Raw genomic sequence first — 24,562 nt, forward strand, 5'->3', positions numbered from 1 at the left:
GCTATGCGGGGGAGGTGTCTGCAGGCGGAGCGCAGCAGACGGAGGGGGGATTTCTTGGCGCTAAAGTCTTTAGAGGCTGGGCGTTGGTTGTGGATACACCGGCGGGCCAAATCCCCCACCGTCTCGTTTGCTTTCAGCAAACAATCCACCTCCCCGTATAACGGGGAGGGATAAGAAAGAGGAGGCTTCACTTGCTTGCTCATGCCTGGCCCCCTTTGGCGGCGAGGTCCTGAGGCAGGTTGTCATGCTTGAACAGCTTCTGCACCAGCATGAAGAACAGAGGCACGAAGAAGATGGCCAGGAAGGTCGCCGTCAGAACCCCGCCGATCAAACCCGTGCCGATCGCGCGCTGGGCGCCCGAGCCTGCGCCCGTCGCCAGGGCCAGAGGCAGCACGCCGAAGGTAAAGGCAAAGGAGGTCATCAGGATCGGTCTCAAACGGATACGGGCGGCTTCCAGGGTGGCGTCAAGCAGGGTCATGCCGCGCTCCTGGTGTAGCAGACGGGCATATTCGACGATCAGGATGGCGTTTTTGGACGACAGGCCGATCGTGGTCAGCAAACCGACCTGGAAGAAGATATCGTTGTCCAGTCCGCGCAGCCAGGTCGTCAGAAGCGCCCCCAGGATACTCAGGGGGATGACCAGCACCACGGCGAACGGAATGGTCCAGCTTTCGTACAGGGCCGCCAGCAACAGGAAGACCACCAGGATCGACAGGGCGTACAGGGCCGGCGCCTGGGCGCCCGACTCGCGTTCCTGCAGCGACAGGCCGGTCCATTCGATCGCCGTGCCCTGGGGCAGGTCGCGCGCCAGTTCTTCGACCGCCTGCATGGCGGCGCCGGACGATTGGCCTTCCGCCGGCATGCCCTGGACGCCGGTTGACGGCGAGCCCTGGTAGCGTTCCAGCGACGGGGTGCCGGTCGTCCAGCGCGACGATCCGAAGGCCGAGAAGCCCACCATGGCGCCGTCGCGGTTGCGGACATACCAACGGTTCAGGTCGTCCGGCCGCATGCGGTAGGGGCTGTCGGCCTGGACGTAGACGCGCTTGACGCGGCCGCGGTCGATGAAGTCGTTGACATAGGAACCACCCCAGGCCGAGCTCAGCATGGCGTTGATGTCGGAGACATTGACGCCCATGGCGCCGGCGGCGGTCTTGTCGATGTCGATCTTGAGCTGCGGCGTGAAGTCCTGGCCGCCCGATCGGACCGAACCCACGCGCGGGTCTTCGCCGGCACGGCGGATGAAATCGTTGCGCGCCTGCAGCAGGGCTTCGGGGCCGACACCGCCGACATCCTTGATGACGAAGGAGAAGCCCGACGCATCGCCTAGACTGCGCACGACGGGGGGCTGGGTCGGAATGATGCGGGCGCTGCGGTATTCCGGCTTGGAAAACTCCTTGCGGGCGCGCTCGATAACGGCGGGCACGCGCATGTCTTCTTCATGCCGCTCCTCGAACGACTTCATGCGGATGTTGACCTGGCCCTGGTTCTGACCGTTGGTGCGGGAGAAGACGTAACGCGCCGTCGGATCCTTGATCAGATAGGCGGCCACCTTATCGACCACACCCTGGGTCACCTTGGTGGTGGTCCCCGGCGGCAACTGGACGATGGTCTGCATGAAACCCTGGTCCTCTTCCGGCAGGAAGGAGGTCGGCAGAATCTTGAACATGACACCACAGGCAACGATCACGGCGCCATAGACGAGCAGATAACGGATCGGCTTGTGGATCATGGCGCCGACGCCGGCGCGATAGCCGCGGCTGGCGCGGTCGAAATTGCGGTTGAAGCCGTTAAAGAAGCGGTCGAACAGGTTGAGGCGTTTGTGGCGCTTCTCGTGGTCGACCGGTTTGAGCAGGGTGGCGCAGAGGGGTGGCGTCAGCACCAGGGCCACCACGACCGACAGCGCCATGGCCGAGACGATGGTGATCGAGAACTGGCGGTAGATGATGCCCTGGGTGCCGCCGAAAAAGGCCATGGGCACGAACATGGCGGCCAGCACCAGGCCGATGCCGACCAGGGCGCCGGTGATTTCGTCCATGGACTTGCGGGTCGCCTCCTTGGGCGACAGGCCTTCCTCGTGCATCACGCGTTCGACGTTTTCGACCACAACGATGGCGTCGTCGACCAGCAGGCCGATGGCCAGGACCAAGCCGAACATCGTCAGCAGATTGACCGAGAAACCGAAGGCCGCCAAAATCCCCATGGTGCCCAGCAGCACGATCGGCACGGCTATGGTCGGGATCAGGGTGGCGCGCCAGCTTTGCAGGAACAGGTACATCACCACAAAAACCAGGACGACGGCTTCGATCAAGGTCTTGATGACCTCCTTGATCGACAGCTTGATGAAGTCGGTCGAGTCGTTGGGGATGGCGTATTCGATATTGGACGGGAAGCTTTCGGACAGCTCTTCCATCTTGGCCTTGACCAGTTCGGCCGTCTTGAGGGCGTTGGCGCCGGTCGCCAGGCTGATGGCGATACCCGTGGCCGGCTTACCGTTCAGGTTGCTGAAGGATTCGTAGTTCTGCTGACCCAGTTCGACGCGGGCGACGTCGCGCAGATAGACGGTCGCGCCGGAGGCATCGCTCTTGACGATGATACTGGCAAACTCGGCCGCCGTGGTCAGGCGCGACTGCGAGGTGATGGTGGCGTTGAGCGCGACGTCGTCGGTGGCGGGTTGAGCCGCCAGTTGCCCGGCCGAAACCTGGGCGTTCTGCCCGCGGATAGCCGTTATCACGTCGGCCGGGGTCAGGTTGAAACCGGCCAGCTTGTCGGGATCCAGCCAGATGCGCATGGCATAGCCGGAACCGAAAACATTGGTTTCGCCGACGCCGTCGACCCGCGCCAGGGTGTCCTGCAGGTTCGACACCAGATAGTCGCCGAGGTCGGCATTGGTCAGGGTGCCGTCGGTCGAGTACAGCGAGAACACGATCAGCATGTTGTTCGACGCCTTGTTCACCCGCACGCCCTGGGCCTGGACGTCCTGGGGGAGGCGGTTGATCACCGACTGGATCTGGTTCTGGACCTGGACCTGAGCAACGTCGATATCGGTGCCCGCTTCGAAGACCAGGGTGACGTTGGCGCCGCCATTGTCCGAAGACTGGGCGGTCATGTATTTCAGCCGGTCCAGGCCGGTCATGCCCTGTTCGATGATCTGGGTGACAGAGTCCTCGACGGTTTTCGCCGACGCGCCGGGGTAGTTGGCCTGGACCCGCACCTGGGGCAGGGCGATGTCGGGATATTGTTCGACAGGCAGGCGCAGGATGCTGAGGGCGCCGGCCAGCATGATGACCAGGGCGATGACCCAGGCGAAGATCGGCCGGTCGATGAAAAAACGCGACAACATCTTACTTTTCGGCTCCGCTTGCGGCCTTGGCGGGGGCCGGTTTGATGGCGGCGCCGTCGCGCAGGTTCAGGGCACCGTCGGTGATCACCCGGTCGCCGGGTTTCAGTCCGGAGGTAACCCGCCAGTCCTTGCCGATCATTTCGGCGACGGCGATATTCTGTTTCTTGGCCTTGTTGTCGGCGCCGGCCAGCAGGACGCTGGCGCCGCCGCGTGGATCCAGCGCCACGGCGTTCTGGGGCACCAGGACGGCGTCCGGGACATTGCCGGTGACGATGCGGGCGCGCACGAACATGCCGGGCAGCAGCAGGCCGTCGGGGTTGGCGAAGACGGCGCGCAGGGTGACGGCGCCGGTCGACGGATTGACCGAAACATCGGAGAACTGCAGCTTGCCGGTGATGGGGTAGGTCGAACCGTCCTCCAGCAGGAGCTGGACATCGGCCTGGTCGACGGCGCCGACCTTGCCGGAGGCGACGGCTTTTTTGAGTTTCAGGATTTCGGCCGAGGACTGGGTGATGTCGACATAGACTTTCGAGGTGTCCTGGATGGTGGCCAGCGGCGTCGCTTGGCTGGCGGTGACCAGGGCGCCAGGCGTTACCGATGACTTGCCGATGCGGCCGGAAATGGGGGCGGCGACCTTGGTGTAGTTCAGGTTGATGCCGGCCGACTGCAGCGAGGCGCGCTGCTGGGCGACGGCGGCTTCGGCCTGTTTCAGGGCCGTGACGGCGTCGTCATGCTCTTGCTGGCTGATGGCCTTGATGGTGATCAGCTGGGCGGCGCGGGCGGCCTTGGTGCGGGCGGAGTCAAGCGTCGCCTCAGCCTGTTGCAGGTTGGCCTGGGCCGAGCCGTAGGCTGCCTGGTAGGTGGCCGGGTCGATCAGGTACAGCGACTGGCCGGCCGAAACCACGGCGCCTTCGGTGAACTGGCGCGCCTTGACGATGCCGCTGACCTGGGGACGGACTTCGGAAACCAGCCAGGCCGAGGTGCGGCCGGCCAGGTCCTGGGTCAGGCTGATCGGGCGGGTTTCGACTGTGATGAAGCCGACATTGGCCGGCCCGCGGGCGCCCTTGGTATCATCCGCCTTCTTGCCGCAGGCGGTTAAGCACAGTGCCGACAGGGCGAGCAGGGGTAACAGGCGGGAAACGGCTTGGAACATAGGGGCCTCGGATACATCTCGGGGCTAAACGCTGCAGTGCGGAAAATCCGGCGGCGTTTGATGGAAAAACCCGCGAAAAACCCCTTAAAGTACAAAGCCTGAGTCCGCGAGAGGGGAACCGGTTAATTTTCCGATTGTGTCTTGTTCGGCGCGCTCAACCAGGCGTCGTTGATGTGTGTCATGCGTGTTCGAGCCTGAGCGCCGAGTTGAGTGCGCAGACTGTCATTTGTGAGCAGGGTTTTCAAAGCCGTTGCCGCAGCGTCGATATCGGGATCGGCCCATTGCGCCGATGGACCGTTATAACCGGCATCGGCCGGGATAAGGCGATATGGCACCAGCATCGCGTTGTCTGGCGTCATGAATTCCAGATTGCCCGACCAGCCCGTCGCCAGCACGGCCTTGCCCAGCGCCATGGCTTCGGCCAGGGGCAGGCCGTAGCCTTCGCCGCGATGGAGCGAGATCAGGATATCGCAATCGGCGATCAGACGCGCCGTGGCAGCGTCGTCCAGGGTTTGGGCCATGAACACGATATCGTCGCGGCCGGTGACCAGGGTTTGCAGGGCCTGGAACTGAGTGTGGCTTTCGGCGCCGCTCAGGGTTTTGACGATCAGCCGAACGTCGCCGGGCTCGGGGAGGGCTTTCAACCAGGCCTGGATGGCGCCGGCCGGGTTCTTGCGATTGAAGCTGCTGCGCGGATCGAACAGTGTCAGGGCGGTGACGGGGCCTCCGCCGCGTTCGCTGGGTGGTGGGATGGGGACCGGTGTCGGGACTACCTTCAGTTTGGCGGCTTGATCGGCGGGCAGGATGGCGGCGACGGCATCGCGGACAAAGGCGCTGGGCACCCAGATTTCATGGAACCACTGCGCCACATCGGCCCAGGCGTCCGGCGCGCGGCTCGATTCCCATGCCCAGTAGCCGATACGATAACGGTCTTGCCAGCCAGCATGGGTGAACAGGGCGATGCGCGCTTCCGGCGGATTGGCGTGGATCAGCCAGACCGGCGCGCCCGACGGCAGGAGCGACGGTCCGCGCGTCAGCAGGCCGCGGTCAAAGGGACGCAGGTCTTCGCGGACGACGGTAATGCCCTTGGCTTCCAGGCCGTTGGCGATTAAAGCGCCGGCGCGACCAATGCCCAGGGCTTCGTTGAAAAAGCCGGAGATCAGGACGGTATCAAGTTGGGGGCGGGGACGTGACATGGCGGGCTGCCAGGCCCGAGAGCGGGCGGCGAAACGCAGGCCAGATGCTGTGCGGTGCAGGCCAGCCAGTACGCGTTTCAGAATCGCCATAGAAAGAGTCTCGCCAACCGGTGCACCTTCGGTACTATAGAACAATGACGTCAGACGCAATTTTCGACCTGCTGAGCCTGAACGGCGCGCTCCGGCTGAGCGGCCAATACCGGTTGCAGGCCAACGATCTGGCCGAGGTCGAGATGACCGACACGGTAACCGGCGAACGCAGCGTGGTCTACGTCCATGACGGTTGCGATATCCATATCATGGTGCCGCCGAGGAGCTACCGGTTCTGGCTGCGCTCCAAGGCGTCGGAGGTGACGTTGACGCGCCTGGCGCTTTCCGATCGGATCGGGGCCTATGCCGCGAAGGCTGTCAGTCTGGTCAAGAGCGGGCGGTTGTGGGACGCGGTCTGGTCGCGGCTGAACCGGCGCCCTTCAGGCGGTATTACCGGTATGGCGATGGGGGAGGCGACGAAGACTGTAGAACTGCCGCTGCGCCCGCCGCTGAAGCTAGCGCCTGAATTGTCGTCCGCCGGCGTGTCGATCGTTATTCCGACGAAGATCAGGGCCGAGATGCTGCGCGCCTGTGTCGACTCGTTGGCGCTGAACAAGACGGTCGAAACCGAGATCATCATCGTGGATAACGGCGCCGACGATGAGGCGATGCTGGCGCTTCTGGCCGAACTCTCGCAGCGGCCGGATGTGAAGCTGATCCGGGATGAGGGTGGGTTTAATTTCTCGCGCCTGTGCAATGAGGGCGCGGCTCAGGCGCAGCATCCACTGCTGCTGTTCCTTAACGATGATGTCGAAGCGCTGGATGGCGACTGGTTGGCGGCGATGCGGGGTTATGCCACTCGGCCGGATGTCGGGGCCGTCGGGGCGAGGCTGCTCTATGCCGATCGTACCCTGCAACATGCCGGTGTGGCGTCCAACCTTGTGCCGGGACCCGGCCACCCCTGGCGCGGTGTGGCGCCGCAGGTGTGGCAGGTTCATCCCTATCTGGCGAGGCCGGGCGAGGTCGATGCCGTCACCGGTGCCTGCCTGATGATCCGGCGTGATGTATTCGAGGCCGTCGGCAGTTTTGATGCCGAGGCGTTTGCGGTCACTCTGAACGATGTCGACCTGTGCCTGCGCGTGCGCGAACGCGGCTTGAAGATTGTCTACGCCCCCGAAGCCACCCTGCTGCACAAGGAAGGCCAGAGCCGCCGCCGCGACGATGATCCCGCCGAGCGGGAACGCCGCCAGGCCGAACTGCGGGCCTATGTCGCCCGCCACCCGGAAGCGGCGCGCACCTCCGTGTTTTATCCGGCGACCTTGCGCCGTGATACTGACCAGGCGCTTGCCATCTGAAAATTAAGGCCTTTGTCATGCTTTAGGTTTTGACAGCGGCGGGGGCGGTGGGGCAGAACTCGGTTCGCACAGACAAAAGCCACGATATTTTCAGGGGTTGGATTTATGACGAAAGCCATTCTGGTCGCCGGCGGCGCCGGCTATATCGGTTCTCAAACCTGCAAGGTGCTGCATCAGGCGGGATACCTGCCGGTCACCCTGGACAACCTGGCAACCGGCTATGCCGAATCCGTCAAGTGGGGGCCGCTGGTGAAGGCTGACCTGCGCGACCGCGCCGTTATTCTCGACACCATCAAGCAATACGATATCCAGGCGGCCATCCACTTCGCCGCCTACAGCCTGGTCGGCGAGAGCACGCGCAATCCCGCCAAATATTATGACAACAACGTCTCGGCAGCGACCGACTTTGCCGCCACCCTGGTCGAGGGCGGGGTCAAGTCGCTGGTGTTTTCATCGACGGCCGCGACCTACGGCATGCCGCAGACACGCCTGATTGCGGAAGATCATCCCAAGAACCCGATCAACCCCTACGGCGCCAGCAAGCTGGCTTTCGAGCAGGCTTTGCACTGGATGGGCCAGGCGCATGGCCTGAACACCATCGTGCTGCGCTATTTCAATGCCGCCGGGGCTGATCTGGAGGGGGAGGTCGGCGAAAGCCATGAACCGGAAACGCACCTCATCCCGCTGATCTGCAAGGCGGCGCTGGGCAAGTCACCGCCCCTGACCGTGTTTGGCACGGACTACGACACCAAGGACGGGACCTGCATCCGCGACTATGTCCACGTCATCGACCTGGCCACTGCGCACGTGGCGGCGATCGAGCGGCTGATGGCCGGTGGCGGCAGCGACGCCTTCAATGTCGGCACGGGTGAAGGCTTGACGGTGATGGAGGTCATCAAGGCGGCCGAGGAAGCTCTGGGTCGGCCGGTGCCCTACAGCCTGGGGCCGCGCCGCGACGGCGACCCGGAAATCCTGGTTGCCGATGTCAGCAAGATCAAAGCGACCCTGGACTGGACGCCGAAATACAGCGACCTGAAGACGCTGATCGAGTCGGCTGCCAAGTGGCAGCAGGTGCGGCCGTACTGATCAGGCTTCCAGCGCGTCCAGCAACTGGTTGAACCTACCGAGGTCCAGCGGCCATTCGGGATCGGCCGGCAGGTCCAGGTAGCCGGCCTTATGATCCAGCATGTGGCACAGGCTCAGATGCCACAGATTGTCACGGCCCGGCAGGTTCAACACGCCGAGGCGCGCCCCCTTCGGCGCAAAGACAATGTTGTGCAACGCGCTGCCATCCTCGCCGATCACGATCCGGGCGGACTTCATCAGCTCGATCTGCTGGGCGATGGTCAGGGTTTCCGGCGCCACAATACGATAGCCGCGGCGGGCGGCTTCGGCCTCGACGGCATAGATGTTGACGACGCTGCGGCGTGAACTGGCCGCCAGGCTGCGGCGGCTGAAGAAAATCTTTTCGCCCCTGATCCCGGCCGGCAGATCGACCGGCTTGTGGGCGTCGCGCACCACGGCCAAGGCAGCGCTCAGGGACGCCGTGCCGAGACGAAAGCCTGACTTGGATGCCGATGGCATGAGGGCATGTTCGACGCGGAACAGCCGCGCGGGATGGCGGCGGAGGCGTGCCGGATCGATGCCGAAAATATCGAGAAAATAGGATGCCCATTCGGGAATCGCCTGGAACAGGATGGGTTCCCGGTTGTGGCCCGCCTGGTTCAAGGTCCACAGACGGGGCACGACATCCAGCAGCCAATGGCCGTAGATTTCCTGGCCCGGTGCGGACATGACCACCGCCGCGCCCCCGACCATCTGGTTGCGCAGCTTCTGTTTCAACTGGTCGAGGTAGCCGACCGATCTGTCCAGAACCTCGCCCAGGTCGTGGGTGCGGGCGTGCCAGTCGGCGAAGTCGATGCCCCAGCAGATGGGCTCCCCCATCAAAGCCTCACGACGCGGGATGTGAATCGGTTGGGCGCAGGCTTCGAAGAAGCCGTAGTCCTGGAATGTGAATATACCGTTGGCCAGGTAACCGGGCGTGCGCATGGCGTTGCGGTAGCCGGTTTCCAGTCGGGTGTAACCGTCGACAGGGAGCAGGGCAGTGGCATCGTCGACGGGCGGCGGATTGTCGGCGACGCAGCGGAATGACACCCGGTATTCGCTGTTCACGAAGTTGCGCGCGCCCAGGGACGCGGGGTCGTGATCGCCGGCGGCGATGATCGATTCCAGGGTGGTGAAGCTGTAGCCGCCGGACATGATGCGCCTGCGCGGGCGCCTATAGTTTCAGGGTCGAAGGGTCGTAGTCAGCGACCGAACCGAGATAGATCTGACGGCCCTGATCCAGTACCAGCAGCTTGTTACACACCTTCTGAACCATGCCGAAACTGTGGGTGGCCAGGACCATGGCACGCGAGTTTTCCAACAGGCTGTTCATGCGGTTGGCGGCCTTCTCGTGGAAGGAGGCATCGCCGGCGCCGATCCATTCGTCCAGAAGCAGGACGTCGGGTTTCAGGGTCGTGGCGACGCTGAACACCAGTCGGGTCCGCATGCCGGCGGAATAGGTCTGGACCGGCAGGTCGATGAAGGCGCCGAGTTCCGAGAACTCGATGATGGCTTCCATGCTGGCCTCGATCTCCTTGCGGCCGATGCCGCGCATCCGCCCCATGTTGAAGATGTTCTCACGGCCGGTGTGGGCGGAGTCCAGCCCCAGGCCGATGTCGATCATGCAGGAGATATCGCCCTTGACGTTCACCGAGCCACGGTCGGGTTCGTAGATGCCGGCAATGACCTTCAGCAGGGTCGACTTGCCGGCGCCATTGTGTCCCATCACGCCCAAGCGGTCGCCTTCGCCCAGGGTGAAGCTGATATTGTGCAGGGCCTGGATGTGGATAACGTCCTGGCCGTCCTTGAGCAGCTTGCCGCCGATAGCCAGATTAACCAGGGTGTTGCGCAACGAGTGGGCACGGATGGAGTAGATCGGGTAGCTTAGCTCGACGCCGTTGATTTCGACGATATTCGACATGGTCGATCCTTGAATACTCTATACCCAGAACGGGATGCGGCGGCGGAACATGGAGAAGACGATCAGCCAGACGATGATCCCTGTGACCATGGAGCCCAGGGCAAGGTACCACATGTGGGCATCGGCCGGATTGCCCAGCAAGGGCTGCCGCATGATGTCCAGCAGGCCGAAATACGGGTTTATCTTGGTGAGGATCATGTTGCCGCGTACGGAATCCGGCCGCCAGAATATCGGCGTCAGGAAAAACAGCAGCTGGTTGACATAGGGCAACATAAACCGCAGGTCGCGGAAGCGCGCCGCAGCGATGCCGAACACCGAACCCCAAGTGATGCCGGTCACGATCACCACCGGGAAGGCCAGAAGAATGCTCCAGTGAGGGATATTGGCGGCGCCGATCAGAACCATGACTACATAGAAGACGACCACGTTGTTCAGGAACAACATGAACTCCTTGGCCATGGTCTCGAAGATGTAATAGGTGAATGGGTAGGCGTGGTTCTTGATGTCGCCGCCGTGGCGCAGGAAGATTTCCGTTCCGTCGATCAGGATGAAGCTCACCAGGCCGAAGCAAAGTATGCCGCCCATGATGTAGGGCAGCACGTCCTTCAGGTTCTGGTGCATCATTTCGCCGAACACCACCGACAGACAGACCGACGTAACGATCATGCCGCCCGAAATCCAGAACGGTCCGAGAAAGGTCCGACGGTATTTCGCCGTCAATTCGTGATAGGCTTGATAGAGCCAGATACGATAGAGGCCGAATCCCTTACGCAGGTCGGTAAAAGTCTTGTTCATTCGAATGTCTAACCACTGGCTGCGTGACAGGTGAGGGGGACAGATGCCGCCCGCGCCGTCCAACTGCTTCTACAGCAAAACGTCATCGGCGCAAGCCACGACCCAAGCTGCGAATTCATTCATTTCAGGTTTTCTTCGCACTTGCAATATGAAAACCTGAGTGCCGACCGGACCGCTTACTCTGCGGGGATGGCGGTAGGTTGTTCCCGGGCGGGTTCGCCTATGCCATTGAACACCTTGAGGTATTGCCGCGCCATGTCGTCAGCGGTCAAGACGCCCGGAATTCCCTGAACCAGGGCGCTGTGCACAGCGGCCGACGCACCCTTCTCGATGACGGCCATGAGGTCGGCCGGGTCGTTGAAGGCGAAGTGCAGGCCGCTGACATTGTTGATGACCTTTTCGGCCATGCCACCGATGCCGGTGCAGATCAGCGGGCGTTTCACGGCATAGGCTTCCTGGATGACCACGGGTGAGTTTTCCCACCAGCGCGAGGGCATCAGAATGTAGTCGCAGTTTTCCATCAGGCTGTTGACGGAGCTGTTGTTGTAGGGGCCCAGATAGGACAGGAAGTCATACTCCTCCAGCGCCGCCTCGAACTTCTTCACGAAAGCATCGGACTGGCCGATCAGGTTGCCGTGAATCAGGATGCGGATACCGGTGGCCAGGTCGGGCTTCTTCGAGATCAGTTCGCAGGCCTGCAGGATGATGTCGACACCCTTGAACGGGTTTATCTGGCCGAAGAAGCCGAATTTCCAGATATGGTTGTCGCTGTGCTGGGCCAGGTGCGGCGGATGCAGGTACATCAGGCCGTTTTCGATGACGTTCATCCGGTCTTTTTCCAGGCCCCAGTCAACGAAACGCTCGGCCAGGAAGTGGCTGGGCGACACGAAGGCGTCGGCCAGGGTCAGGCTGTCGAGGAAGTTCTGCTTGCGCAGGGCGAACTGCTGCGAACTGTATTCCGGGAAGCAGGTGCCGCAGGCATTGGGCGAACTGGCGCTGCACAGGATCTGGGCCGGGCGGGTGATCATCTGGCCGTGGTTATGGCAGATCGACAGGAATTCGTGGATCGTGAAGACCACGCTGGCTTCTTGGGCGGCCTGTTTGAAGGCAGCCAGACCCATGATGTAAAAGTGGTGGAAGTTGATCAGGTCGATCTTCAGGTCGCGGATCAGGGTCAGTAACTGGGCGGTGACGTCGCCGGAAGCCAGGTGATAGAAGTGATCGTAGATGTGCGGATCGTAATAGAAGGCATATTCGTTGGGCCCGAGTTCGATCTTGCCGCGCTGGCCCTGCTGACAGGCGCCGATGAAGACGGCGTCGTAGCCCAGGCGGCGCAGGCCGTGAAACAGGGTGTAAGCGGCAATTTCGGCGCCGCCCTTGCTGATCGACGGATGACTGTGGCTGACGATCGCGATGCGCTTTCCAGAGCCCGGACCGGCGTCGGCAAAGGGCGGTGAGGCGGTTGCGGCAGCAATCTGGCGCGAGACGGAGTCGGACGTGATTTTGGACGACGTGGTCTTGGGAGTTTGGGGCGATTTCACGGACTAGCTCTCGAACCGGCTGTTGATGGCGTGCAGAAGCGGGGAGGGGGAGGCAACGAACAGGGCGTTGGCGGCGTCGGGAACGCGCTTGGCCAGGGTCATCAGCTTTTCGGCAGGCGGCAGGCTGTCCAGTCCGCCGGCCGGCGTATCGGTCCGGTCGAGATAGGCCTTGAGCCCGGGTACATTCCAGGCGAAGCAGCCGAAGCTCGCCTGGCCCGGGGCGGAAAGCTGGACCGGATTGCGGATGTCGAGGAAGGTAAGGCCATCACGCGCCTGGGACGCGGCTGCCCAGCCAGCTGGCGACAGGTAACTGGAGCTGGCGACGAAGACGAAGGTGCGCGCCTGGATATGTTTTTCCAGAACCGCCGGCACGGCATAGGCCGCGAGGCGGACATCTTCGATGAAAACCAGGCTGACGGGATGGTTGGTAAAGGCCTTTAATTCGTTGAAATGGAAGACGATATTTGCCCGGAACTCGTCGGAGCTTGCCAGGATGACGACGCCGGTGTCCTTGTCCAACCGGTTCACATGCTCGCGGATGCCGGCAAACATCAGGTAAATGTCGGATTGACTGCGCGGTGCTGCAAAGACCAGGGCGTGAGAGGTCGGCGCCGCGTGCAGCACGGTAATGTTGCGCGCCCGCAGCTTGTCCAGCCGGCGCAGGGCCTTGGCCATGCGGGGGAAGAAGGGTTCCGCCATGATGGTCGGGTAGATGTTCTGCAGCCGGGCCGCCGCGCCCGAATGATTGATCTTGCGCACCTGCTTGGGGCTGATCTGGAAGTTAAGCGCGGTCCGGTCGGTGTAGGCGATCTTGAGCCGCAGGTCGCCGATGTCGGCGTCGTCGATATCGCCTTCGAAGAAGGCCGAGAAGCCGGCGCGCTGCAGCACGTCGTCGGCATTGGGTAGCAGGGTCGCCAGGTCGGGACGCGGCTTGAAGGTGATGACGGACGGATCGCATGACATCACGGTCTGGCCGGCGCGCAGATGCAGGGTGTCGAGGGTCTTGGTCGGGCTGATCGCCCATCCGGTGACGAAACAACCGAATTTCGGGATGACCTGGATTTCTTCGACGGCCATACGTTCGGCCGAATAGTCTTCCGGCAGGATGTCCCAGGATTGCGACTGGGCGACCAATTGCTTGAGGCCCAAAGTGTATTTCGACTCCGCCGTCTGCCAGTGAGGGCGGGCGTACGATACCAGGGTGGACTTGGGAACGATGTTGACGGGTGAGACGGCGCGCAGGTGCCGGCCGGTGCCGATCTGGATAAAGAAAATCGGCGTGGTCTCTGCCGAAGGCTGCCAGTCGGTCTGCAGCACACCGACGAAACCCGCGGCTTCGGCGGGAAGGTCGGGACGGTTGAACAGGGTGTAGACAAAGCCGCCGGCGTATTTGGTATCGTCCTGGATGATGACCGGCCGGTCGACCATACCGTCACGCTGCATCCAGCCTATAACCCAGACCAGGTTGTTTTCGTCGCGCGCCATGGCTTCGATGAAGCCGACGCAGGAATCGGCACGGACCGGGATGCCGTAAAGGCCGTGCGCCTCGCTCTCCAGGGCCGACAGCCGGCCCAGCAGGGTCAGGTCGGCACCGCTTTCGGGCTCGTCGTCGTCGATGGACTCACTGCCGGCCGTGGGCGTGGAATTGGTGAATTTCAGCAGGAAGGTGGATTGCGCCGGGCGGATCGAAAAAACGACGCCCGGGTTGATTTCCTGGTAGCTGCGGGCTCTGGCCAGGATATCGCCTTCGAAGGCGTAGCCAGGGAAACCCTCGCACTTGAAAGCGTTGAGCACGTCCGGACGCGCCAGGCCGGTCTCGCAGTTGCCCAGCAACAGATCATCGGCCCAAAGTTCCAGCGTCACGGGCGCCTCGGTATCACCTAGGTTCAGGGCCCAGCCGTTGACGCTCATGTTCAGGTCGAAATAGTCGACGCGACCTTCGTAGCTGGGGCCGGCGGGCTTTTGCGACGCCGCCGGGTTGGCGGTTTCCATTTTCGGCGTCTGTATGACAACGCCGGAAACGGAGTTGTTCTCATAAAAGATCTCGGGCTCGTACTCGTTTTCCGGCGTCGCGGGAGAATTCATGTCCAACTCGTGTCAAATGTCATTTGGATCAAATGCGTCAACGGCGCCGGCCCCCCGGCGGGCTGATCGCTCCAGTATCACGACCTCGAAATCCGAGCGTTCCCGATATCGGCCTGCGGCGCATTTCAAAAACAGAAGACACTGGCAATCTCATGAAAGCCAGGTGTCGTTCTGATTTAGAAATTCGTCTCACGGCCTGTATCGAAATCGCAGGAACTGCGAAATCACGACACTGGCAAACTTCGGTTTATAATAGACAATTTTCCAGGCCACAAGGCAATGGCCGATCTTGTTGTGCCCTGCAACATGGGGAACACGAATTGATACACAAAAACACGATTGCCATCGTTGACGCCCTCTGTCACTGAAACGCAGGCGGCGCCCGAAACAATCCACAGGCCGGCGCGCGGCGGGACAGGTACCATGTTATCACGCATCAAAGGGTTTTTGCTTGGCCGCAACACCATGCAATTTACCTTCCTCTTTCTGGTCATACTCTACGGGCTTTTTTTCGAATCCGGAATCCTGCAGGATCACTACCTGTTTTACACCGGCAGCCAGCCCAGGCCGCCGTTCTGGTGGCCGGTCCGCAGCCATGTGGTAACCGCCGGGCTGATAGCGATCAGCGTTGTCCTGTTTCTCCTCAGCCGCACCCAATGGCGCGAGCGTCTGAAGGGTTGGTGTGAGGGCCTTCTCGTGGCGGGCATCGTGGCCATGTTCGCGGCGATTGCCGTCGGCACCGCCACCGGCGTTGCCGTCTATCCCGACCGTGCGGAAAGCCGGCTGCTGACCTTCAAGGGATATGACCGGGAGGTACTGGACTATCGCAGTGTCCGTTATGTCACCCTGGGCTGCAAGGTGGTCGATACCCGCGGCAATGTTCAGGCTCAGGTTTTTTACGCTCTGCACGGGCAGCATGAGGCGATTGTCGACCTGGAACAGGGGCTGAGCAAGCGGGCGGATGATGCCACTTGGCTGAAGGCCGTCCATATGGCCGATGCCGCACTTCCGGGCATGACGGTGCGCCGGCAACTGGAGCCGCAGCCCGATAGCGCCGGACAGTACAAGGCTTGCGTTGAAAGCTTCCGTAAGGCCCAGGCCGAGAGCGACAAGCCTCTGGTGGATGAGGTTTTCAGCCGTCCGGACGTGATTGGCCTGTTGAACTGAAGGCTGGACAAGAAAGATTCAGGCCCGAAAGCGATTTCCGCTTTCGGGCCTGAAGATTCGGCAAGGCCGATATGTCAGGTTCAGGCTTCGACCACGAACAGGCGGGCGGCACGCCCACCTTCGCAGACGAATTCCGAACGCAGGTCCAGGAAGATCAGCATATCCAGGCTGCACTTGTTGGCCGGCAGGGCCGACAGGTTCTCGGAGCCGCGGGCGTAGCCGGCCTGGTTCGAACCTTCGGCAACCCGAACAATGCCCGATGCCGATGAAATAGCGACGAACGGCACGGCCAGACCCGCCAGCAGTTCGCCGCGCTTGGCGGCCAGGTCGCTGAGATTGAGGGTCCGGGTGCTGACCTTGGTCGTGCGGGTGTTGTAGATCGAAAACAGGCGCTCGGCCTCGGCCTCGGCGGCGATGACCTCGCTCTTGCCCTTGCGCAGCGAGCGCGTGAAGAAACCGACGCTGGCCAGATATTTCAGGAAGTCGGCATCGGCCTTGGATAACCATCCGGTGGCCAGCATCCATTCGATCGAGGCCGGTGTGTGACCGCCGGCCGGCGTCTCGGACGGCGCGGCGGCGGCATAGGTGGCCACCGAGTCGACGACGATCGAGGTCGATTGTTTCAGGAACAGATCGCTGTTTTCCAGACTGACGATAACGCTTGGCAGGGTTTCGCGGCTGGGCAGGCTGATGTCGAAGTTGAACCCGACATAGCCTTCATCCATGCCGGCATCGGCCAGGTCCTGGCGGTACAGGCCGACTTCACCGGCGCCGACGCACTGGCCGTCGACAAAGGCCAGCACGCGTTTGCCCTTCAGGCTGCCCTGTTCGCTGAAAATCCATCCCCCGATCTTGTCCGGGTGCACATTGTCGATAGCGCCTCTGATCATTGCAGTCCTGGTCTCGTGATAGCTTTGAGTGAATACGCAGAATTTACTGATTGGGCGTCATTCAATCCATTTCGGCGGCGAGATCAACAAAAATGATTTCGCGCCGCACCATGGTGAACCACGATGTGACCGTCGTGACGCAATACGCCCCAACTATAGGCCTACTCAAAAGATTTTGACAACCGGGTGTCTTGGGAGGCTTGAGCGGCGCCGGCTTATACTGTTTCTGGTGGTCAGAAAGTCCGGCGCTGTCCAGGATAGGTGGCGCCGCCGGCCTGAGCGACTGCGGGCGCGCCCACCACGGCGTCAGCCTGTTTAAGGAACAGATCGCTGTTTTCCAGGCTGACGACGACGCTTGAAAGCTTGTCGCGGCTGGGCAGGGTGATGTCAAAGTTGAAGCCGACATAGCCTTCGTCGAGGCCGGCATCGGCCAGATCCTGGCGAAACAAACCGATTTCACCGGACCCGACGCACAGCCCGCCGACAAAGGCCAGGACCTTCTTGCCGCGCAGGCTTCCGATTTCGCTGTAAATCCATCCCCCGATTTTGTCGGGGTGAACGCTGTCAATGGCGCCTCTTATCATATTGGATCTCAAATTTCAGGAGTTGAAAATACGCACTTTGCACAGCAACTATTCAGACCGAAAGCGTAGTCAAATCAACGGCAAATTCGCTGCGATGCAAAACTATGGCACACAGGTGTGGCCGTGGTGACGCAGGTTTGGCCTACCTGGGGTTGCCAGGTGAGGGCTGCAACGGCCGCGTTGCGAAAACGCGGCCGCTTTAGCATTGTAAAAAATCAATTGGGATCAGATTCCCGCGATCTTCTTCAGGAATGGCTTGGGCGTCAGGCCGTTGTTTTCCAGGAAGGCGACATAGTTTTGGGCGCGTTCCTGGCGGAAGGTGTCATAGGCTTCGCCGTCGAACTGGATCAGCTTCTTCAGGCTGCTGCGGGTGATCGGTTCCTTTTCCAGGTCGGCCAGGGTGAGGACGGGCACGCCGGTTTGGCGACACATTTCCTCGGTCCGCGAGTCGATGGCGACGACGCAGCCCATCTTTTCGGCCTGGATGGCCAACTGGGTGCCGTGATAGCGGGGCCCGATGGTCAGGTCGTAGCGGGTCAGCGAGTCCATCCACGCCGGCACGTCGTAGAAGGAGCGTGCATAGGTACGGCACCAGGCCTTGAACTCATCCATCGTGTAGTGCGGTACGGTGTGGACACGGATGCGATCCAGAACGACCGGATCAACGTCGTCGAACAGGGCGCGCGAGATCTTGATCATGTCGCTCATCGACTGGACGACGTACTGACCGATGGCGGCCGAATCCATCATCAGAGAGATCAGTTGCTGCTCGATCAGGCGGACCTTACCCCACGACTGGTGGCCGGCGCAGACAGACAGCGAGCGGGGGATCTTGATTTTTTTCCAGCCGGATTCAATCGCCTTGCCCAGTTTGGTATTGGTCGAGATGAAGTGGGTGGGGCAGCCTCCCACCACAGTGTCTTCGAAGCCGAAACGGGCCAGTTGGCGCGAGGTGAACGGGCCACGGGTATAGATGTTGGAGGTCGAACCAAAGCGGCGGGCGTCGATCGCCTTGACCCAGTTGACCGTGCCTTCGGTCGGGGTGACGTCGTGCTCCATGCTGTCGGCCTGGGCGCCCAGGCCGATCGAGATGATCGGCTTTTCGATCTTGGCAAAGCTTTCGGCCAGTCCGCCCAGATCGGTATGCTTGCCGAACTGGTTCGCGCTGGGGATGACGACGGCATCGTAGGTGTTCAGCTTTTCGGCGCTGGCATGCCAGGGCTGATAGACGATCTGGGCGTCGAGCTGGTTGGCAATGGCATAGACGAAGGCCAGGTTACCGTTATTGTGGCCGATCCCCGCATAGAGTTTGTCAAATTTCTTATTAGAATAAAGACCGAGGTCCTTGGATTCCCAAAGCAGAGCAATCTTCTTTTTCATAAAACATCCTGAAAGGTTTCGCCGGGGAAGGGGTAGGGAGGCGCTATTGTCGGAAAAAGCCTGCCCCAATCCTTTTCCGGCATGGGGCGAGGCCGGGGTTAAAGCCTATGGGGCACACCATTTTTTGTCAAATAGTTGCGCATGGTGTCGTACTTTTCGGTGAAGCCGCGCATGAACCGGCTCCAGGCATCGCGGGTATAGAAATCGCGCCATGAAGCATCCTTCAGGGCACTTTCCGGGATCAGCGGAATGTTGAGGGTTTCCGCGAGCTCGGCACTGCGTTCGTCGTAATCGACCAGCATGCCAGGGATGCCGTTGGCCAGGGCCGGCAGGATGCCGTGCACTCTGTAGCCGATGGCGAAATCCTGGGTGACGATGAAGTCGTCATACTGCGCCACCGTCGTGTTGAAGAACATGCGGTTGCGATAGATGTCTTCCATCTGGAAGATGTTGGCTTCCTGGAACCAGTCTTCCTCGAACAGGGTCTCGCGCACCTGAAGCTCGCGGTCGTGGTCGCGGAAGAAATAGGCCTTTTCCTCGCGCTCGCCATGCAGGGTAACCGTCATATGGCTTTCCTGGTCCAGGCGCAGCATGAAGGCGCGCTGAAGCGTCAGGTAGGTTTCCAGGTCGCGGCAGTAGTTGCCGCCGGTTTCGCGGCGCAGGCTGAAGGCGATGCGGCGGATATCGGCCTGGTGCTTCAGGTCCAGGACCAGGTTGCGGTCGCGGCGGCGGAACAGGGACGGGCAGCCGACGACCTCGACATTCTTGATGCCGTTGTGGGCCAGCACCTCGGCAGAATAGATACCGCGGACGCCGATCGAGCCGCATTTGTCGGCGATGGCCGCCCACACGCGCTGGCCTTCGGGTGGCAGGTCGATCGGGCGGCGCGTCTCGGCCTGGGCGCCGACGCCGATGGCGAAGACCGGGATCTGCAGGCGTTCGATCAGTTCGCCGGCGCGGGCCCAGTCCATATATTCGTGGATGAAGTTCGAGCCGCGCAGGAAGGCGAAGTCGAATTCGGAGTTGTAGCGGTCGACGTCGGCATCCTTGAAGTCGACGATGTTGGCGACCTCGATATCTTCGAAATCGAGCAGCTTCAGAGTCGAATCGTAAACCATCAGGTCGCCGATGTTCGAATAGGTGTCGATGATCTGGGACACCGGCCAGTCGTGCATTCGGACCTTATCGTGGTCGTAGCGGTGGCCGGCAGGGATCAGGACCAGCGCGCGCGCCTTGCGTTTGCGGGGCAGGGGGCGCGAGGCGGAATGACCGATCGGCTCACCGGTCTGCGCCATCTCCAGGCGCAGGCGCGGGCGGTCGAAGCCTTCGCCGACCCGGTAGGGCAGTTGCATCTCGATCGTCAGGACGCCGCCCGCTTCCTGGACGGCGTTGGCATGGGCCAGGGGGTAGAGCCGCGCCCACGGGAGATCATCGACGAACAGGTCGACCCCGCCTTCCAGCGCGGCGGCGTCGGCGCGCAGGCCGCTCAAAACCACCTTTTCGACGGTCAACTGGTCGATCCAGAATTCGGACCCGTTATTTGACATAAGGCTCAGGACCCCAGGATTTGGACAAGCGGACGCAGAGGTCGGATATATCACGGGCGGTAAGATGACAAGTGCGTTCGCGTCTGCACAATCGCGCGGCGATTTCCCCTAGACTCATGCAGGGGGCTTTTATATGGTGCCCGGCAACATTATGGCCAGGTATGTCTAAGGAGCTGATTTTGAGGAAGAAAATTGCTTTTCTGTGGAAAATTGAAGATCTCGGGCTCTATTCCAATCAGCCATTTGACTTCCTGAATACCGCGATCGGCCACAATAACGGCAACCTGGCCTTTGTCTATGCCATCTCCAACCAGATCGACGCCGACTTCCACTGGACGTCGTGGGCCACCAAGGCCGAGACGCTGAACCAGTACGACGCCATCGTCATTCCGTGCGCCAACCAGTTCGGCAAGCATACTGATCTGACCGGCGCTGCGGCCATCATCGAAGCCGTCGACAAGCCGGTGATCGCCATCGGCCTGGGCGCCCAGGCGGACAATATGGAAGCCGATGTCAGCCCCAAGGAAGGCACGATCGCCTGGGTCCAGGCGCTGACCAAGAAGCGCTTCGGTTCGACCTCCAACATCTATACACGCGGGCCGTTCACCTCGCAGCAGCTGGCCCGTTTTGGCGTTGACGACACCATCGTCGGCGGCTGTCCCACGCACTTCATCTCGCACGATGTCAACCTGGGCCAGACGATCCAGGCAGACTGGGATTCGATCCCCGTGCCGCGTTCGCTGTCGGTCTGTGGCGGTCACCAGTCATGGACGGATATCCGTCCCATCGAGCAACAGCTGATCGCGCTGATGATGGATCCGACGGCGTTCGGTCAATATGTCGTGCAGTCGATGACCGAGATGATCAAGATCTCGCGCGGCCTGTTCAACGACATGGATCCGAACACGCTGGACAAGATCCGCCAGCACACCGTGCCGCACTATACGATGGACGAATTCAAGTCGTGGTGCCGTACCTATGCCCGCTCCTTCTACGACATTCCGGCGTGGATGGATTCGCTGACCCGCTACGACCTGACCATCGGGCCGCGCTATCACGGCACCCAGCTGGCCATCCAGGCCGGCAAGATGGGCTGTGTCGTCGCCATCGACTCGCGTACCGAGGAAATGTGCCGTCAGACCGGCGTGCCGGTCCTGACCAAGGGCGAACTGGCCGACAAGCATCTGACCCGCAGCAACCTGAAAAAGCTGATCAAGTTCGACGGCGACGCCTATGACGCCGATCGTCGCGAGCGGGCCCAGAACTACGTCACCTTCCTGCGCAACAACGGTCTGGAACCGGTGGCGCACGTCCGCAAGATCGCCGGCGAATAAGGCTTACGGCGCCGCGGATCCCCGGTCCGCGGCGCAATTCTCCCTTCGGGCCGGCCGCGAGGTGGCAGATGATTACCGACTTCAATATAGAAAAAATCTACACGGTTTTTGACGAGGAAGCCTATGTCTTCGTCACCGGCTGGACCACCGAGGGAGAGGCCTCGCTGGCCAATCTGCGCGTGGGGGACACCGGCGCCGGCCTGAGACTGCAGAATGTCAGCTATCACGACCGCCAGGACGTCGTGGACTATCTGCTCGGCTTCGGCCTGGACGACGAAGCGCGCGGCTTTGTGGCGCGCTACAGCATCACCTTCGCCGAAGATCTGCGCCTGACCTCGAGCTTCGAGCGTGTCCGGGTCGAGATGGTGGGGTCGTCACGGGCTTTCGAGGCCGAGGTCATCAAGCTGGACCGGAAGACGGTCGCAGACTTGCCGTTCCATGGTCTGGTGGCGGCGCAGATCGGCACACTGATGCCGGAGAATTCGCTGGAGCGCTTCCTGCTGAAAAGCCTGGCGGGCGAAGAGCTTCCCAGCGGTGTCAAATCTATCCATCTGGACGCGGTCGGTGTCTTCGATAATGTGGCTCTGATCATCGATGGCTGGTTCCCCGACGTCAGCCAGTACAGGTTGTCGCTGTACGATCTCAACGACTTTCGCCTGTATGACCTCAACCTGTATGCCAAACAACGGGTCGACGTCTCCAACCACCTCAAGGGCATGGGCGTCCAGGTCCGGACCAATACCCACGGCTTCACGGCGTGGGTACCACTGGCCGCGCCACAGGGCGACTATGTCCTGGTCGCCGAAGGGGCGGACGGCGTGTTCGCCACGCCGCTGGATCTGGCCGGTCGCGGCAATACGGGTTCGGTGGGGCTGGACCTGGCAGGCCACGTGGTGCGCCAGATCTGCGAGGAACGGCCGGGCGACCTGAGCCTGTTCTTCGACGCGACCAATTCGCCGCAGCGCCAGCGCAAGGACATCGCCGAGGCGATCGGCAACGCCGTCGTCTACGACCTGGTGCCGGCGACCGACAAAACCGAGGTGTCGATCGTGGTGCCCTTCTACGGCACCGACTTCTTTCTGCTCGACATGGTCGAGATGCAGCAGCGTTCGCCCGACCACTTCCAGTGGGTGATCGTGTGCGACGACCGTTCGCTGTTCTCTTCGATGAAGAAGTATCTGACCAACCACGCCCGCAAGCTGACCAAGCCGATCAAGCTGGTCCAGACCACGGGCGATTCCGGGTTTGCCACCGCCAGCAATGTCGGCGCCCATTTCGGTGACGGCAACAAGATCCTGTTCATGAATTCCGACGCCTATATCCGCGACTACAGCACCCTGGTGCGCGGGGTTGAGGTGCTGCGCGACCATCCGGGCGCCATCGTCGGCTTCACCCTGCTGTTCGAAGACAATACGATCCAGCATGTCGGCATCCAGTTCCTGAAAAGCGACATCTATGCCGGCCTGGTCCTGGCCGATCACATCCGCAAAGGCCTGCATTACCGCAATGACGGTATCACGGTGCGCGACGCGACCGCGGTGACCGGCGCCATGATGCTGCTCGACAAGCAGGACGGCGACGCCGTCGAATATTTCGACTCGTCGTTCATCAACGGCGATTTCGAGGACGTCGATCTGTGCCTGCAACGGCTCAAGGACGGCCACAGGGTGCTTCTGGTCGACGGCCCGGGCATGTATCACCTGGAGCGCCAGTCGATCGGCTTGATCGGCGGCGGCGCGCGCGCCTTCTTCACCCTTAAGAACAGCAAGCTGTTTTCCAACCGATGGGAAGACTTCCTGGCCAGCCGCGGAGACCTGCTGTGAGACTTATTGTCGTCGCCCACTCCCACCCGGATATCACCAAGGGCGGGGCCGAAAACGCCGCCATCGCGCATTTTCACGCCCTGAAGGCTCAGGGGCATGACTGCCTGTTCGTGGCGCTGACACCGCACGGCAATATCGGTCACGACGGCCGTTTCGGCGCCTTTCGCGGCCGTGAGGACGAACTGCTGTGGGTCGGAGCGGATTTCGACGACTTCCGCCTGACCGCGCGCAACTTTCAGCAGGTCATGAAGGACATGGATGAGATGATCGGGGACTTCAAACCCGACCTGATCCACTTCCACCACTATTTCGGTATCGGCCTGGACGTCATCCAGGAGATCAAGGAAAACAAGGGCGTCAAGGTCTTCCTGACCCTGCACGAATATGGTGGCATCTGCCACCACTACGGTCAGATGATCAAGACCAGCAAGGAGCTGTGCTATGCGTCGTCGCCATCGGAATGCGCCAAGTGCTTCCCTGGAACGCCGTCGGGCTTCTTTTTCCTGCGCCGCGAACGTATCCTGAAGGCGCTGAATTCGCTGGACGGGATCATCTCGCCCAGCGCCTTCCTGGCCAAACGCTATGCCGAATTCGGCGTCGATGCGCATCGTCTGCATGTGGTCGAGAACCTGGTGTCGGTGCGCTATGGCGCCGACGCGCCGTCGAAGGTTCCGGTCGAAACCTACAGTGAGGACCGGCCACTGGTCCTGGGCTATTTCGGCCAGTTCACCCCGTTCAAGGGTGTGGACGTGGTGCTGAAGGCGATGAAGCTGCTGCCGGAGACCACGTTGGAGAAGATCCGCGTGGTGCTGTACGGCACGGCCCATGGCCAGGCCAACCAGGAATATTTCGCATCGCAGTCCGAGACGATCGAGGATCTGTTCCCGACGGTGACGCTCAATGGCGGCTATAAGAGCGAGGATGTGGTCGGGCTGATGCGCGACTGCGACTGGATCGTGATGCCGTCGGTGTGGTGGGAAAACGCGCCGGTGGTGTTGCAGGAGGCCCGCCTGTCGGGTGTGCCCGCCCTGGTTTCCAATGTCGGCGGCATGGCCGAAAAGGTCGAAAAGGGCGTCCATGGCGAACATTTTGTCGTCGCCAATCCGGGCAGCCTGGCCTCGCGTTTGAGCGGGATCATCAATGGCGATATCCAGGTAACGGTGCCGGCGTTCGATCTGGACGCCTATAACCGTGGCATCATGGATCAGCTTACCGGTATTTACGGCGCGACGGCCTGACCCGTTTTGGGGTGACGGCCCGCGGTGCGTTTGGTATGGGGGATGTATTACCCGCGTACCCAGAGCGCGTATCGATCCG

The 24,562-nt window shown here is 61.6% G+C and carries 18 protein-coding genes; 6 read left to right on the top strand and 12 right to left on the bottom strand.

Annotation, left to right across the window (positions count from 1 at the left end):
- Nucleotides 1-199 precede the first annotated feature (199 nt).
- The 3 genes from ABAC460_RS38605 to ABAC460_RS48375 form a co-directional block, all read right to left on the bottom strand.
- Nucleotides 200-3,340, bottom strand: a complete 3,141-nt coding sequence (locus tag ABAC460_RS38605) for an efflux RND transporter permease subunit (protein WP_023454088.1) — start codon at nt 3,338-3,340, stop codon at nt 200-202.
- Nucleotide 3,341: 1 nt separating this feature from the next.
- Nucleotides 3,342-4,493, bottom strand: a complete 1,152-nt coding sequence (locus ABAC460_RS38610; protein WP_023454089.1) for an efflux RND transporter periplasmic adaptor subunit — start codon at nt 4,491-4,493, stop codon at nt 3,342-3,344.
- A 122-nt stretch (nt 4,494-4,615) separates the two neighbouring features.
- On the bottom strand, nt 4,616-5,779 hold the full coding sequence (locus tag ABAC460_RS48375) for a glycosyltransferase family 4 protein (RefSeq protein WP_023454090.1): 1,164 nt from the start codon (nt 5,777-5,779) through the stop codon (nt 4,616-4,618).
- A 44-nt stretch (nt 5,780-5,823) separates the two neighbouring features.
- On the opposite strand from ABAC460_RS48375, the gene ABAC460_RS48380 reads away from it, so the two are divergent.
- Together ABAC460_RS48380 and galE are read left to right on the top strand one after the other, a co-directional pair.
- The gene (locus ABAC460_RS48380; RefSeq protein ID WP_023454091.1) at nt 5,824-7,074 is read left to right on the top strand and encodes a glycosyltransferase family 2 protein; all 1,251 of its coding nucleotides are present in this window, start codon (nt 5,824-5,826) and stop codon (nt 7,072-7,074) included.
- A 105-nt stretch (nt 7,075-7,179) separates the two neighbouring features.
- Nucleotides 7,180-8,160, top strand: a complete 981-nt coding sequence (galE, locus tag ABAC460_RS38615) for a UDP-glucose 4-epimerase GalE (RefSeq protein WP_023454092.1) — start codon at nt 7,180-7,182, stop codon at nt 8,158-8,160.
- On the opposite strand, the gene ABAC460_RS38620 is transcribed toward galE, so the two are convergent.
- The 5 genes from ABAC460_RS38620 to ABAC460_RS38640 form a co-directional block, all read right to left on the bottom strand.
- Entirely contained in the window at nt 8,161-9,333 is a 1,173-nt protein-coding gene (locus tag ABAC460_RS38620; protein WP_023454093.1) for a glycosyltransferase family 61 protein, read from the bottom strand. It lies immediately after the preceding gene.
- 19 nt (nt 9,334-9,352) lie between these two features.
- Nucleotides 9,353-10,099, bottom strand: a complete 747-nt coding sequence (locus tag ABAC460_RS38625; RefSeq protein ID WP_023454094.1) for an ABC transporter ATP-binding protein — start codon at nt 10,097-10,099, stop codon at nt 9,353-9,355.
- 18 nt (nt 10,100-10,117) lie between these two features.
- Entirely contained in the window at nt 10,118-10,894 is a 777-nt protein-coding gene (locus ABAC460_RS38630) for an ABC transporter permease (RefSeq protein ID WP_023454095.1), read from the bottom strand.
- Between the two features lie 176 nt (nt 10,895-11,070).
- On the bottom strand, nt 11,071-12,435 hold the full coding sequence (locus ABAC460_RS38635) for a glycosyltransferase family 4 protein (RefSeq protein WP_023454096.1): 1,365 nt from the start codon (nt 12,433-12,435) through the stop codon (nt 11,071-11,073).
- Nucleotides 12,436-12,438: 3 nt separating this feature from the next.
- Nucleotides 12,439-14,520, bottom strand: a complete 2,082-nt coding sequence (locus tag ABAC460_RS38640) for a hypothetical protein (RefSeq protein ID WP_023454097.1) — start codon at nt 14,518-14,520, stop codon at nt 12,439-12,441.
- Between the two features lie 423 nt (nt 14,521-14,943).
- Here ABAC460_RS38640 and ABAC460_RS38645 point away from each other — a divergent pair, with 423 nt between their 5' ends.
- On the top strand, nt 14,944-15,687 hold the full coding sequence (locus ABAC460_RS38645) for a hypothetical protein (protein WP_023454098.1): 744 nt from the start codon (nt 14,944-14,946) through the stop codon (nt 15,685-15,687).
- 80 nt (nt 15,688-15,767) lie between these two features.
- On the opposite strand, the gene ABAC460_RS38650 is transcribed toward ABAC460_RS38645, so the two are convergent.
- The 4 genes from ABAC460_RS38650 to ABAC460_RS38665 all read right to left on the bottom strand — a co-directional run bounded on the left by ABAC460_RS38650 (nt 15,768) and on the right by ABAC460_RS38665 (nt 20,088).
- Nucleotides 15,768-16,577, bottom strand: a complete 810-nt coding sequence (locus tag ABAC460_RS38650; RefSeq protein WP_023454099.1) for a hypothetical protein — start codon at nt 16,575-16,577, stop codon at nt 15,768-15,770.
- A gap of 233 nt (nt 16,578-16,810) precedes the next feature.
- The gene (locus ABAC460_RS38655; protein WP_023454100.1) at nt 16,811-17,161 is read right to left on the bottom strand and encodes a hypothetical protein; all 351 of its coding nucleotides are present in this window, start codon (nt 17,159-17,161) and stop codon (nt 16,811-16,813) included.
- A 225-nt stretch (nt 17,162-17,386) separates the two neighbouring features.
- Complete coding sequence (locus ABAC460_RS38660; protein WP_023454101.1) at nt 17,387-18,541, bottom strand: polysaccharide pyruvyl transferase family protein; 1,155 nt, start codon at nt 18,539-18,541, stop codon at nt 17,387-17,389.
- Between the two features lie 98 nt (nt 18,542-18,639).
- Nucleotides 18,640-20,088, bottom strand: coding sequence for a polysaccharide pyruvyl transferase family protein (locus ABAC460_RS38665; protein ID WP_023454102.1), 1,449 nt, complete (start codon nt 20,086-20,088; stop codon nt 18,640-18,642).
- A gap of 179 nt (nt 20,089-20,267) precedes the next feature.
- On the opposite strand from ABAC460_RS38665, the gene ABAC460_RS38670 reads away from it, so the two are divergent.
- From ABAC460_RS38670 to ABAC460_RS38680, 3 genes are all read left to right on the top strand, one after another.
- Nucleotides 20,268-21,422 carry a polysaccharide pyruvyl transferase family protein gene (locus ABAC460_RS38670; protein WP_023454103.1) on the top strand — a complete coding sequence of 385 codons (1,155 nt, stop codon included), beginning with the start codon at nt 20,268-20,270 and terminating at the stop codon, nt 21,420-21,422.
- Between the two features lie 68 nt (nt 21,423-21,490).
- On the top strand, nt 21,491-23,245 hold the full coding sequence (locus tag ABAC460_RS38675; RefSeq protein WP_023454104.1) for a glycosyltransferase family 2 protein: 1,755 nt from the start codon (nt 21,491-21,493) through the stop codon (nt 23,243-23,245).
- Nucleotides 23,242-24,483 (top strand): glycosyltransferase, encoded by a 1,242-nt coding sequence (locus ABAC460_RS38680; RefSeq protein ID WP_023454105.1) that lies wholly within the window; start codon nt 23,242-23,244, stop codon nt 24,481-24,483. Before ABAC460_RS38675 ends, ABAC460_RS38680 begins: the two co-directional genes overlap by 4 nt.
- Nucleotides 24,484-24,562 lie beyond the last annotated feature (79 nt).

The sequence above is a fragment of the Asticcacaulis sp. AC460 genome (assembly GCF_000495795.1).
GTDB lineage: Bacteria > Pseudomonadota > Alphaproteobacteria > Caulobacterales > Caulobacteraceae > Asticcacaulis.

Excerpts from the sequence above, each read along its gene's own strand:
- ABAC460_RS38605 (WP_023454088.1), bottom strand. The coding sequence starts at position 3,340 with ATGTTGTCGCGTTTTTTCATCGACCGGCCGATCTTCGCCTGGGTCATC.
- ABAC460_RS38610 (WP_023454089.1), bottom strand. The coding sequence starts at position 4,493 with ATGTTCCAAGCCGTTTCCCGCCTGTTACCCCTGCTCGCCCTGTCGGCA.
- ABAC460_RS48375 (WP_023454090.1), bottom strand. The coding sequence starts at position 5,779 with ATGGCGATTCTGAAACGCGTACTGGCTGGCCTGCACCGCACAGCATCT.
- ABAC460_RS48380 (WP_023454091.1), top strand. The coding sequence starts at position 5,824 with ATGACGTCAGACGCAATTTTCGACCTGCTGAGCCTGAACGGCGCGCTC.
- galE (WP_023454092.1), top strand. The coding sequence starts at position 7,180 with ATGACGAAAGCCATTCTGGTCGCCGGCGGCGCCGGCTATATCGGTTCT.
- ABAC460_RS38620 (WP_023454093.1), bottom strand. The coding sequence starts at position 9,333 with ATGTCCGGCGGCTACAGCTTCACCACCCTGGAATCGATCATCGCCGCC.
- ABAC460_RS38625 (WP_023454094.1), bottom strand. The coding sequence starts at position 10,099 with ATGTCGAATATCGTCGAAATCAACGGCGTCGAGCTAAGCTACCCGATC.
- ABAC460_RS38630 (WP_023454095.1), bottom strand. The coding sequence starts at position 10,894 with ATGAACAAGACTTTTACCGACCTGCGTAAGGGATTCGGCCTCTATCGT.
- ABAC460_RS38640 (WP_023454097.1), bottom strand. The coding sequence starts at position 14,520 with ATGAATTCTCCCGCGACGCCGGAAAACGAGTACGAGCCCGAGATCTTT.
- ABAC460_RS38645 (WP_023454098.1), top strand. The coding sequence starts at position 14,944 with ATGTTATCACGCATCAAAGGGTTTTTGCTTGGCCGCAACACCATGCAA.
- ABAC460_RS38650 (WP_023454099.1), bottom strand. The coding sequence starts at position 16,577 with ATGATCAGAGGCGCTATCGACAATGTGCACCCGGACAAGATCGGGGGA.
- ABAC460_RS38655 (WP_023454100.1), bottom strand. The coding sequence starts at position 17,161 with ATGATAAGAGGCGCCATTGACAGCGTTCACCCCGACAAAATCGGGGGA.
- ABAC460_RS38660 (WP_023454101.1), bottom strand. The coding sequence starts at position 18,541 with ATGAAAAAGAAGATTGCTCTGCTTTGGGAATCCAAGGACCTCGGTCTT.
- ABAC460_RS38665 (WP_023454102.1), bottom strand. The coding sequence starts at position 20,088 with ATGTCAAATAACGGGTCCGAATTCTGGATCGACCAGTTGACCGTCGAA.
- ABAC460_RS38675 (WP_023454104.1), top strand. The coding sequence starts at position 21,491 with ATGATTACCGACTTCAATATAGAAAAAATCTACACGGTTTTTGACGAG.